Source organism: Paracoccus caeni, from assembly GCF_016629665.1.
GTDB lineage: Bacteria > Pseudomonadota > Alphaproteobacteria > Rhodobacterales > Rhodobacteraceae > Paracoccus > Paracoccus caeni.
The window spans coordinates 80009-90149 of sequence record NZ_JAEPRQ010000011.1 but is presented as its reverse complement, the minus strand read 5'-3'; the positions used below and the strand labels follow the sequence as shown (position 1 = coordinate 90149).

Sequence of the window (10141 nt, the reverse complement as noted above, 5' to 3'; positions counted from 1 at the left end):
GTAGCGCTTTCAGGCTGATGCGGAAGGGTGGTAGCAAAAAGCGACTCCAACGCCCGGCTACGACCGGCTGCTCCGGCGGATTGCTGCTGCCACGCCGCCCCGCTGTCGGTCGGCTTTCCGCCCGAACGGGTCAGTTTGGCGACGATAGTGTATCTCCCTCTGCCGCACCGGCAAACGGCTGCTCTATCCCGCAGAGCGGACATTTGGCATCCGACACAGCAACGCCTCTGCGTGTGAGTCAAGAATCTCTGGCGTCTGATGTCAGGCTTTCGAGAAGAATTATGTTCCTGTAATGTTCTTGAAATGGAGAATCAGTCTACACCCTCCGCACTGGCACTGAGCGATGTGTTCCGCCTTGTCCCCAACCGTATGCACGAGGCCGAGGGGGCGGGGCGGCGGGGCTTTGCAGTCTGGCAGGCGCTGCGACATGCCGAGGCCCCGGTCTTCTGGGTCATGCCTGCCTATCAGCCTGATCTTCCGCTGCTTTGGGGAATCCCCTCGGCTCTGGGGCAAAGGCTGCATCTGGTTCTGGTCCGCTCTGAAACCGATCTCTTGTGGTCGGTCGAAGAGGTTCTGCGCGCCGGGTCTGCCGGGCTGGTCATCGCCGAGCCGGAAAAGCCGATGTCGCTGACGGCGGGACGGCGGCTGCAACTGGCGGCTGAGCGGGGGCATACTACCGCGTTGATGCTGATCCGCGATGGGGCGGGGTCGAATGCCTGCGAGACGCGCTGGCATTGCGCGCCGCGCCCCTCGGACGGGCGGGTCGCGTGGCATGAATGGCGGCTGTTGAAGAACAAAAGGGGGGCGGGCGGATGCTGGACCGTGGCATGGGACGGGCTGCGCGAGACGGAAGCGGTCGTTGCCGTTGGCGGGTAGAAGATGGCGCGGGGATCAGTGACGGGCTTGCCGGGTCGGGGAATGCGGCATATCTTTTGCCGACGGTGTGGCCCGCGCCGCCCCCCTCCGCCGGGGAAGCATTGCAGATGCAGGGTCGAAGGATGAGCCATCCATTAAGGCATTCGCATAAGGAGGGGTTGCGTTTTTCGCCGGTAATGGAGGTATCCACATGCGGCTATCCGCACCGATCCATCATCTGAAACGCCGGGCACGGCTGTTGTCCCGGACCGAGGGCATCGCGCTGCACGAGGCGCTGGACAGGGTTGCCGAGGGCGAGGGTTTTGCCTGCTGGAGCCTGCTTGCAACGCGCTGGAACGGTGCGACCCCGGCCCAGCGTATCCTGTCGCGGCTTGAACCGGGCGATCTGCTTTTGCTGGCGGCGCGTCCGGGGCAGGGCAAGACACGGCTGGGATTGCAGCTTCTGCTGGAAGCGGCGGCAGAGGGACGCGAGGCGGTCTTTTTTACCCTCGAATATCGCGAGGACGACGCGCGGGCGCGTATTCGTGCGCTGGATAAGACGGGGGTGGGGGACCGTATAAGGATCGAAGCCTCGGACCGGATCAGTGCGGGCTTCATTGCCGAGCGTCTGTCCGATGCAGCGCCGGGGCAGGTGGTCGCCGTCATCGATTATCTGCAAATTCTGGACCAGCAACGAAGCAAGCCTCCGCTGGCGGATCAGATGCGGGCATTGCGTGATCATGCGCGTCGCACGGGCACCATCTTCGGTTTGATCTCGCAGATTGACCGCGCGTTCGATGCGGCCTGCGGCCAGATGCCGGGAATGCAGCATCTGCGGCTGCCGAATCCGGTCGATGCGGGCACGTTTTCCAAGGCGTGTTTTCTGCAGGGGGCGGAGATGCGGTTTCAGGCGCCAAATCGTCCAAGCGAGGTGGTGAGTGGCGGAATGCAGGGGAAATCTTGATGAGTCTGGGCGAATATCTTGTGACCGAGCCGCATGTGAGCGAGTTTCCGAACCCGATGCAGCTTGAGATCGGCGACAGGGTGCGTGTCGTCGAAAAATCTCAGGGGCCGGACTGGCCCAACTGGTATCTTTGTTCTGTAGAGGGGCAGGCATCCGGTTACGTGCCCGGACAGATCCTTGATCATGGTGCGGATGGATTGGCAACGATCCGCGAGCGTTACACGAACAGGGAACTGACCGTTGACGCGGGCGAGATTCTAAACGGGATACGAAAGCTCAACGGTTGGCTTTGGGCCAGGAGGGTCAGCGACGGGTTGACCGGATGGGTGCCGCTGTCCGTGGTGAAGGAATCTGCGGGCGGATAAGTGGTGCCGCCGGGTTTTGATACGACGATATGCGGCAACGCCCGACCCCCGGTTCAGAGGCGGGCGGGATGCTTCAGTGCGGAATGTGGATTGGCAAGGTGAAGTTGTGGGCAGCTTCGTTAAGGCCATCCGGGGGATGAGGGTGGCTTGCCGGATGAATGGCGGAAGGGGTCTTCCCTGCGATGTCACAGTCCCACCGACGGGAATATGGCAGAACTGGGGCAAGGCATTTTGTCTATCGCCGCGCGCATTGCGGGGGCAAACACCAGTGAGCCGCTACCGGCGCGCTCTCGCAGCGAATGGCGCTATCTGCTGGTGAGACGAAGATAGCTGTCGAAGATACCCCTTTGCGGACGCATCGGGGTATCATGCTGTGGCTATTCTATCCTGATCGGCTGGGTAAAGTGATAGACTGCTTCGGTCAGTTCCGCTGGTGCCGCGGGGCACCTGCCTGCGCGTTGTGCGGCCCGCGCTGCTGCCTGATCGATTTCCGGGTTACCAGAAGAGCCGACAATCCCCTGGACTTCCACGTTACCGTTGCGCGATACGACAAGGCTCAGCGAGACCGTTCCGCCTCCGCGGACTCCGCGCGGCGACCGAACGCGGCGATTGATGCATCGCTCGATTTGTCCCGCCCATCGCTGAAGCGCGTTCGCCCGTTGTTGTGGACTCGGGCCACGCTGGCCTTCGCCCGCGTTCCCTCGAGGGACCGGAGCCGGGGCCTGTTGACGCTGCGGCTGCGGCTCCTGACGGGTCTGGCGTTGCGGTTCGGGTTCGCGGCGAGGTTCCTCGCGACGCGGTTCAGGCTCCGGTTCCGGCTCTGGCTGAGGGTCCGGGCGGCGGGTCGGGCGTGTCGAGGCGCTGAGCGTCAGTTCGGGCGTCGATTCCACCTCGGGCGGGGTGACTTCCTCGACCTGCGGTTCCGGGATCAACTCACTGAAATCGGGTGCTTCGAGTTGCTGCAACTCTGGCAACACGATCGGCTCCGGCTCCGGCTCGGGTTCAGGCTCCGGTTCGGGCTCAGGCTGGGGTTCCGCCTGAGCTTCCTCGACCGGCTCGGCGGCTGGTTCCGGTGCAGGCATCAGATCGACGAAGACCGGCTCGGGCATGCCCGGAGGGGCGGCTGCCTCGGCCTGGCGTGTCAGCCAGACAGCAAAGCCGATATGCGCCGCCAGAACCAGCGCTCCCGCTGCGCCCCACAGAACGGTATCGCGCGCGATGGTGGCGGCGCGCTCGCTCATGGCGTGGTTGCTCCTACTGCGGCGGGAGCGGGCGTTTCTGCGACCGGGGCTGTTCCTTCGGGCGTGGTCGCCGCGGGGGCGGCGGCGCCCGTTTCGAGGCCGACCAGCGCGATCTTCAGATAGCCGGAATCGCGCATCGCGTTCATCACCTCCATGAGATCGCCATAGGCCACCTCTTTGTCGGCGCGCAGGAAGATACGCTCTTCCTTGTCGTTCTCGGTCGCGACCGCCAGCGACTGACCAAGACGGTTCAGCGGCACGTTGTCATTGCCGATGTTCAGCGTCTTGTCAGGCTGCACCGTGACATAGATCGGCTGATCCGGGCGCTGCTGCGGTGTGGCGTTCGAGACCGGCAGATCGACATTGACATCGACCGTCGCCAGCGGAGCGGCAACCATGAAAATGATCAGCAGGACCAGCATGACATCGATGAAGGGGGTGACGTTGATCTCGTGGTTCTCGACCAGATCGTCGCCCTGTGATTCGCGGATACCGCCAGCCATGGCGTCAGCCCTCCGAGACGGGGTTCGCAGTCGGCGCCGCTGCAGCCGGGGCGATCCCGCGGAAGTCGAGATCACGGCTGACCATGCGGCGGACGCCAGCGGCGGCGTTGGCAAGGCGCAGGCGGTAGCCGGTGATCGCGCGGGCGAAGACGTTGTAAATGACCACGGCGGGAATGGCGGCGACAAGGCCGATGGCGGTGGCCAGCAACGCTTCGGCGATGCCGGGGGCGACAACGGCAAGGTTGGTCGTCTGCGCCTCGGAGATGCCGATGAAGCTGTTCATGATCCCCCAGACGGTGCCGAACAGACCGACGAACGGCGCGGTCGAGCCGATGGTGGCCAGAACGCCGGTGCCGCGGCTCATGGTGCGTCCGGCACGGGCCTCGATCCGCTCCAGATGGCTGTCCACGCGCTCTTTGACGCCGTGATCGCCTGCCTGATCGAGGGCCGGGGCCGAGCGGCCATATTCATGCGCGGCGGCACGGACCATGCGCGAGACGGGGTCGCGGCGGTTGCCGATGGCCGACAGGGCGGCGGGCAGGTTCGCGGCGCGCTCGATCCGGCGGGTGCCGGACTGGACGTTGGCACTGGCGCGCCACAGTTCCAGCACCTTCACAAAGAACACGGTCCAGGTCACGACCGAGGCGAAGGCAAGGCCGATCATCACCGACTTCACCACCCAGTCCGCAGCCTGGAACATGCCCATCGGCGACAGGTCATGCGGCAGGTTCGGGTCGCGCTCATGCGTTTCGAGGATCGGGGACAGCGCGTTCTGAATCGATTGCGGCAGGAAGCCGGATTCCTCGGCGGGTTCTGCGACAGGCTCTTCGACCGCAGCGGGTGCGGGTGTAGCCGGAGCTTCGGCGGCAGGCGTATCCGTTGCCGCATCAGTTGCGGGAGTATCAACCGCAGCAGGCGCGGTGGCCGGGGATTCTGCGGTGGCGACAGGAGCTTCGACCGGGGCGTCGGTTGCGGGGGTCTCGGCTGCCGGAGCCGGTGCTTCGGTCGCCGGTGCTTCCGTTGCCGGTGCGGCGGGGGCATCTGCGGCGGGCGTTTCCGCTGCCGGTGTCTCGGCGGCGGGGGTTTCCGCAGCGGGTGCCGTGCTTTCAGGTGCCGTCGGCTCGACTGCCGGGCTTTCCACAGCGGGGGCGGCAGTCTCGGTTGCCGGGGTCTCCGGGGTGGAGGCGGCGGGCGCGGTCTCGGTCTCGGGCGTTGCCGGGGCCTGCGTTTCGGCCTGCGGAGCAGCCGGGGTGGTGTCCTGAGCAAGGCTCGGGCCTGCAAGCAGGCAGGCAAGCGTTGCGACGATCCCTGCGCTGAGGCGCGGCAGCGGCGTGTTGGTCATGACGTTCCTTGTCTCATTTTCCGCATCGGACGTGTCGCAGGCTGTCAGGAACCGGACTCCAGCAGGGCCAGTCATATCCCAGAGGCGACTCGAGCCGGGTATCGAACGTCGGGGTAAAATTGTCAACTATTCCACGGGGTGCAGTTTATCACAGGCGGATTTTCCGTCGCGAAACTTCCTCCTGTTGATGAAAACCGGGAAAAATGACCGATTTCAGGGCTGGTCCGACAACATCTTGCATGGCTATATTAATCTGACTAAAGCTCTCGGGATAACGGCAAAGCCGAGTCTTCAAACGATCCGAGGTCACAGCGTGAACCAGATAAGCCCCGAAAAACTGCGTGAAATGAAGCGCGATGCGACCGTTCGCCCCTATGATCTGGCGCAACAGCTTGGCCTGCCCGAAGCGGCGTTGGTCGAAGCAGATCTGGGCCACGGGGTCACCCGTATCGATGCCACGCCGGGTCGGCTGATCCCCGCCGTCACCCGCCTGGGCGAAGTGATGGCACTGACGCGCAACCGTTCCTGCGTGATCGAGAAGATTGGAACCTATAACGATTTCCACGACGGCGATCACGCGGCGATGACGCTGGACCCCGAGATCGATATGCGGCTCTTCCCGCGTTATTGGGTCTATGCCTATGCGGTCGAGGTCGAGCGTGAAAACGGAACCGCCCGGTCAGTGCAGGTTTTTGATGCCGCAGGCGATGCGATCCACAAGGTGCATCTGCGGCCCGAATCCGATCTGGCCGCATGGGAGGCGCTGAAAGCCGAGCTTGCCGCCGAGGATCAGGAACCCGCACAGGAATTCGCGCCGCGCGCGCCGCTGGAGGCTGCGCGGATCGCCGAGGACAAGGTCGAGACGCTGCGCGCCGAATGGGCGCGGATGACCGACACGCATCAGTTCAACACGCTGGTCCGTCGGCTGAAGATGAACCGGCTGGGCGCCACCCGCGCGGTGGGTGAGCCTTGGGCGCGGCCGCTGGCGGTCGAAGCGGTGCAGGTGCTGTTCGACCGGCTGCAGGCCGAGGGTCATCAGATCATGCTGTTCGTCGGCAATGCCGGTTGCATCGAGATCCATTCCGGCCGTGTCGAGACGCTGAAGCCGATGGGGCCGTGGCTGAACGTGCTGGATGACCGCTTCAACCTGCATCTGCGCGCCGACCATGTGGCCGAGGTCTGGCTGGTCGAAAAGCCGACCAAGCGCGGTAATGCCGTCTCGGTCGAGACTTTCGATGCCGAGGGGCAGCTTATCTTCCAATGCTTCGGCATGCGTCCCGAAAAGGGTGGCGATGCCGAAAGCTGGTCGCGGCTTGTCTCTGAACTGCCCGTGCCTGAAACCGTCTGATCGGGGGTCCCGCCATGTATCGCCCAGCCTTTGTCGCAGCCGCGCTGCTGATCGCGCAGCCTGCTTTTGCCGAAAGTTATCCCGACGCCAAGCGGGTTCTGACGATTGGCGGCTCGGTCACCGAAATCGCCTATGCTTTGGGTCAGAAGGATCGGGTGATCGCGCGTGACAGCACTTCAAGCTATCCGCCCGAGGTGAACGATCTGCCGGATGTCGGCTATGTCCGGGCGCTGTCGCCGGAAGGCGTGTTGTCGGTCAATCCCGACCTGATCCTTGCGGAAGAGGGTGCAGGCCCGCCCGAAACAATGGCGGTACTGCAAGAGGCCGGGATTCCGATCGAGCTGATCCCGGCGGTCAGCAATTCCGACGAGTTGATCGCCAAGATCGAGGCCGTGGCCGATGCGCTTGGCGTGCCCGATACTGCAGGCCCGACCGTCGAGGCGTTGCAGGCCGATCTGGCCAAGCTGTCGGAGGCGACGGTGGATCAGGACAAGAAGAAGGTGCTGTTCATCCTGTCGCTGCAAGGGGGACGGATCTTGGCCTCGGGGCAGGGAACCGAGGCTGATGCGATCATCCGTCTCGCCGGGGCCGAAAATGCGGTTCAGGGTGTCGATGGCTACAAGCCGATGAGCGACGAGGCGATTACCGCCGCCGCGCCCGATGCGATCCTGCTGATGAATCGTGGCCCGGCAAGCGAAAGCACGACCCGCGGTCCATCAACCGTCAGCCATGACGCGGCGGATGAGGAATTGTTGTCGATGGCGGCGATTTCGACCACTCCGGCGGCGGCGACGAAGACGATCATCCGCATGGACGGGCTTTATCTGCTGGGCTTTGGCCCGCGCACGGGTCAGGCCGCGCTGGAACTGCACAACGCCATTTACGGGGATTCCTGATGGTGGCCGTCGCGCCCCCCGAGCATCGGATTGCGGGCGACCGCGACCATCTGGGGCGCGCGGCTTGTCTTGGCCTGCTGTTGCTGCTGGTTTTCTTCGCGCTTTTGTCGCTTGGGCAGGGGCCGTCGGGCGTTTCGGCGCCGCAGGTGCTGGCCGACTGGCTTGCCGGGCGAGAGGTGGCGACGGTCGATCAGGTGGTGATGCTGAACATCCGCCTTCCGCGATTGCTGACCGGGATGCTGGTCGGCGCGTCGCTGGCGGTGTCGGGTGCGGTGATGCAGGGGCTGTTTCGCAATCCGCTGGCCGATCCCGGTCTGCTGGGGGTCAGTTCCGGCGCATCGCTGGGCGCGATAGCCTCGATCGTGCTGGGCGGTCTGCTGCCGCCTGCGATTGCCGGGATTTTCGGTTGGTATCTGGTGCCGGTCGCAGCCTTCGCCGGAAGCTGGATTGCGATGGTGGTTCTTTATGGGATCGCTACGCGGCACGGGCGGACTTCGGTGGCGACGATGCTGCTGGCCGGGATCGCGCTGGCCGCGATGATCGCGGCAGTGGCGGGGCTGATCATCTATTACGCCAATGACGCGCAATTGCGGGATCTGACCTTCTGGGGCCTTGGCTCGCTTGCCGGATCAAGCTGGACCAAGCTGTCGGCCGCCGCTCCGATCATTCTGCTGTCACTGGCGGCGATGCCGATGCTGGCGCGGGGACTGAACGGGCTGGCCTTGGGCGAGGCGACGGCGGCGCATGTCGGTATCCGGGTGCAGCGGACCAAGGCCATTGCGATTCTGGCGACAGCAGGGGCGACCGGCGCCTCGGTCGCGGTTTCGGGCGGCATCGGCTTTGTCGGAATCGTGGTGCCGCATCTGCTGCGGCTGGTGATCGGGCCTGATCATCGCTGGCTGCTGATCAATTCGGCGCTGCTGGGCGCGACGGTGCTGATCGCTGCCGACATTATCAGCCGTCTTGTCGTCGCCCCTGCAGAGCTGCCCATCGGCATCATCACCGCCATGTTCGGCGGGCCGTTCTTCATGTGGGTGCTGCTGTCGAACCGCCGGGTGTTGGACGCATGAACCTGACCGCGCGCAATCTGCATGTGATCCTTGGTAGCCATCCGGTGCTGCATGGGGTTGACCTGACCGCGATGGCCGGGCGGCTGACCGCCATCATCGGCCCGAACGGATCGGGCAAGACGACGCTGCTGCGCGCCCTGACCGGCGAACTGCGCCCGGCAGTGGGCAGCGTGACGCTGAACGGGCAGGACATGGCGCGGCTTCAGCCCGAGACGCTGGCCCGCAGGCGGGCGGTGCTGCCGCAGCAAAGTGCGCTGAGCTTTCCCTTCACCGTGGCCGAGATTCTGCGGATCGGGCTGATCGCCCATGCCTGCGACGATGTCGAGGCACGCGCGCTGATCCGCGCCGCCTTGGCCAAGGTCGATCTGCCTGAACATTCGGGCCGCTTCTATCAGGAACTGTCCGGCGGAGAGCAGCAGCGCGTGCAACTGGCCCGCGCGCTGATTCAGGTCTGGCAGCCGGTGGGCGATCAGGGACCGCGCTGGCTGTTGCTGGACGAGCCGGTCAGCAGTCTGGACATTGCCCATCAGTTGACGGTGATGCGGCTGGCTAAGAACTATGCCCGCGCGGGCGGCGGCGTGATCGCGGTGATGCATGACCTGAACCTGACGGCGATGTTCGCCGATCATGTGTTGCTGATGCAGCAGGGCCGCGCCTCGGCCGAGGGACCGACCGAGACGGTCTTGACCGACCGGCTGCTGTCTCAGGCCTATGGCTGCGATCTGCGGATTCGGCATGCGCCCGGCGACGGGGTCTGGCTGCTGCCGCAGGGGGCGGTTGTCTGACCACGACAGGGTGCTTGCACGGCCCGTGAGGCTGGGCGACAGTCGGGGAATGAGCCGCCTTCCCGCCATCATTCTTGCCGGAGGTCTTGCCACCCGCATGGGCGGCGGCGACAAGCCGTTGCTGCCGCTGGCCGGGCGGCCGATGCTTGCCGGGATCATCGACCGGATCGCGGCGCAATCGGACCCGGTGGCGTTGAACGCGAATGGCGATCCGCAACGCTTTGCCGAATACGGACTGCCGGTGCTGCCGGACGGGCTGCCGGGCTTTCCCGGTCCGCTGGCCGGGATACTGGCCGGGATGGACTGGGCGGCAGGGATCGGCGCAGAGGCGGTCGTCTCGGTCGCCGGGGACACGCCCTTCTTTCCCGTCGATCTGGTCGCCCGGCTTCGCGATGCGGCGGGGCCTTCCGGGCTGGTGCTGGCGGCGGGGCGGGACGCACAAGGGCAGGTGGTGGATCACCCGACCTTCGGGCTGTGGCCGGTCGCGCTGCGCGATGATCTGCGCGCGACGTTGATCGCCGGTCAACGGCGGGTGCGCAGCTTCGCCAGCCGATATGCGCCGGGGCTGGCGGTCTGGGATGCAGACGGCTTTGATCCGTTCTTCAATATCAACACCGCTGAAGAACTGGCGCAGGCCGAAGTCATGGCCGCTGGAGCGCGTTGATGCCAAGTCATTGCGCCAGTTGAAAAACCTGCATTTCGCGGATGTCTCGGATCATGGATTCCACCAAATCTAAAGTAAAAAACTCAGGCATTATAACCTGACAAAACT

General features: G+C 64.9%; 11 protein-coding genes. 8 read left to right on the top strand and 3 right to left on the bottom strand.

Going from position 1 to position 10141, the window contains the following annotated elements; translation table 11 throughout:
- Positions 1 to 303 precede the first annotated feature (303 nt).
- From JJJ17_RS19195 to JJJ17_RS19185, 3 genes are all read left to right on the top strand, one after another.
- A complete protein-coding gene (locus tag JJJ17_RS19195) occupies positions 304 to 876 on the top strand; it encodes an ImuA family protein (protein ID WP_200689358.1) in 573 nt (190 codons plus the stop codon).
- Between the two features lie 190 nt (positions 877 to 1066).
- Positions 1067 to 1819, top strand: a complete 753-nt coding sequence (locus JJJ17_RS19190) for a DNA helicase (protein ID WP_200689357.1) — start codon at positions 1067 to 1069, stop codon at positions 1817 to 1819.
- Entirely contained in the window at positions 1819 to 2184 is a 366-nt protein-coding gene (locus tag JJJ17_RS19185; RefSeq protein WP_200689356.1) for an SH3 domain-containing protein, read from the top strand. Before JJJ17_RS19190 ends, JJJ17_RS19185 begins: the two co-directional genes overlap by 1 nt.
- Before the next feature lie 377 nt (positions 2185 to 2561).
- On the opposite strand, the gene JJJ17_RS19180 is transcribed toward JJJ17_RS19185, so the two are convergent.
- The 3 genes from JJJ17_RS19180 to exbB are packed head-to-tail and all read right to left on the bottom strand — an operon-like array spanning position 2562 to position 5270.
- Positions 2562 to 3425, bottom strand: a complete 864-nt coding sequence (locus JJJ17_RS19180) for a TonB family protein (RefSeq protein WP_200689351.1) — start codon at positions 3423 to 3425, stop codon at positions 2562 to 2564.
- On the bottom strand, positions 3422 to 3928 hold the full coding sequence (exbD, locus tag JJJ17_RS19175) for a TonB system transport protein ExbD (protein WP_200689349.1): 507 nt from the start codon (positions 3926 to 3928) through the stop codon (positions 3422 to 3424). The genes JJJ17_RS19180 and exbD overlap by 4 nt, the downstream gene beginning before the upstream one ends.
- A gap of 4 nt (positions 3929 to 3932) precedes the next feature.
- On the bottom strand, positions 3933 to 5270 hold the full coding sequence (gene exbB, locus JJJ17_RS19170) for a tonB-system energizer ExbB (RefSeq protein ID WP_200689348.1): 1338 nt from the start codon (positions 5268 to 5270) through the stop codon (positions 3933 to 3935).
- 313 nt (positions 5271 to 5583) lie between these two features.
- On the opposite strand from exbB, the gene JJJ17_RS19165 reads away from it, so the two are divergent.
- The 5 genes from JJJ17_RS19165 to mobA are packed head-to-tail and all read left to right on the top strand — an operon-like array spanning position 5584 to position 10033.
- Entirely contained in the window at positions 5584 to 6618 is a 1035-nt protein-coding gene (locus JJJ17_RS19165; RefSeq protein WP_200689346.1) for a hemin-degrading factor, read from the top strand.
- Between the two features lie 14 nt (positions 6619 to 6632).
- Positions 6633 to 7514: a heme/hemin ABC transporter substrate-binding protein gene (locus tag JJJ17_RS19160; protein ID WP_200689344.1), complete on the top strand. Its 882-nt coding sequence runs from the start codon at positions 6633 to 6635 to the stop codon at positions 7512 to 7514.
- On the top strand, positions 7514 to 8584 hold the full coding sequence (locus tag JJJ17_RS19155) for a FecCD family ABC transporter permease (protein WP_200689342.1): 1071 nt from the start codon (positions 7514 to 7516) through the stop codon (positions 8582 to 8584). Before JJJ17_RS19160 ends, JJJ17_RS19155 begins: the two co-directional genes overlap by 1 nt.
- Complete coding sequence (locus JJJ17_RS19150) at positions 8581 to 9369, top strand: heme ABC transporter ATP-binding protein (RefSeq protein ID WP_200689340.1); 789 nt, start codon at positions 8581 to 8583, stop codon at positions 9367 to 9369. The genes JJJ17_RS19155 and JJJ17_RS19150 overlap by 4 nt, the downstream gene beginning before the upstream one ends.
- A 49-nt stretch (positions 9370 to 9418) precedes the next feature.
- Positions 9419 to 10033 (top strand): molybdenum cofactor guanylyltransferase MobA, encoded by a 615-nt coding sequence (mobA, locus tag JJJ17_RS19145; protein ID WP_200689339.1) that lies wholly within the window; start codon positions 9419 to 9421, stop codon positions 10031 to 10033.
- Positions 10034 to 10141 lie beyond the last annotated feature (108 nt).

Bases quoted from the DNA above. Each gene is read 5' to 3' on its own strand.
- JJJ17_RS19195 (WP_200689358.1), top strand. From the start codon at position 304: ATGGAGAATCAGTCTACACCCTCCGCACTGGCACTGAGCGATGTGTTC.
- JJJ17_RS19190 (WP_200689357.1), top strand. From the start codon at position 1,067: ATGCGGCTATCCGCACCGATCCATCATCTGAAACGCCGGGCACGGCTG.
- JJJ17_RS19185 (WP_200689356.1), top strand. From the start codon at position 1,819: ATGAGTCTGGGCGAATATCTTGTGACCGAGCCGCATGTGAGCGAGTTT.
- JJJ17_RS19180 (WP_200689351.1), bottom strand. From the start codon at position 3,425: ATGAGCGAGCGCGCCGCCACCATCGCGCGCGATACCGTTCTGTGGGGC.
- exbD (WP_200689349.1), bottom strand. From the start codon at position 3,928: ATGGCTGGCGGTATCCGCGAATCACAGGGCGACGATCTGGTCGAGAAC.
- exbB (WP_200689348.1), bottom strand. From the start codon at position 5,270: ATGACCAACACGCCGCTGCCGCGCCTCAGCGCAGGGATCGTCGCAACG.
- JJJ17_RS19160 (WP_200689344.1), top strand. From the start codon at position 6,633: ATGTATCGCCCAGCCTTTGTCGCAGCCGCGCTGCTGATCGCGCAGCCT.
- JJJ17_RS19155 (WP_200689342.1), top strand. From the start codon at position 7,514: ATGGTGGCCGTCGCGCCCCCCGAGCATCGGATTGCGGGCGACCGCGAC.
- JJJ17_RS19150 (WP_200689340.1), top strand. From the start codon at position 8,581: ATGAACCTGACCGCGCGCAATCTGCATGTGATCCTTGGTAGCCATCCG.
- mobA (WP_200689339.1), top strand. From the start codon at position 9,419: ATGAGCCGCCTTCCCGCCATCATTCTTGCCGGAGGTCTTGCCACCCGC.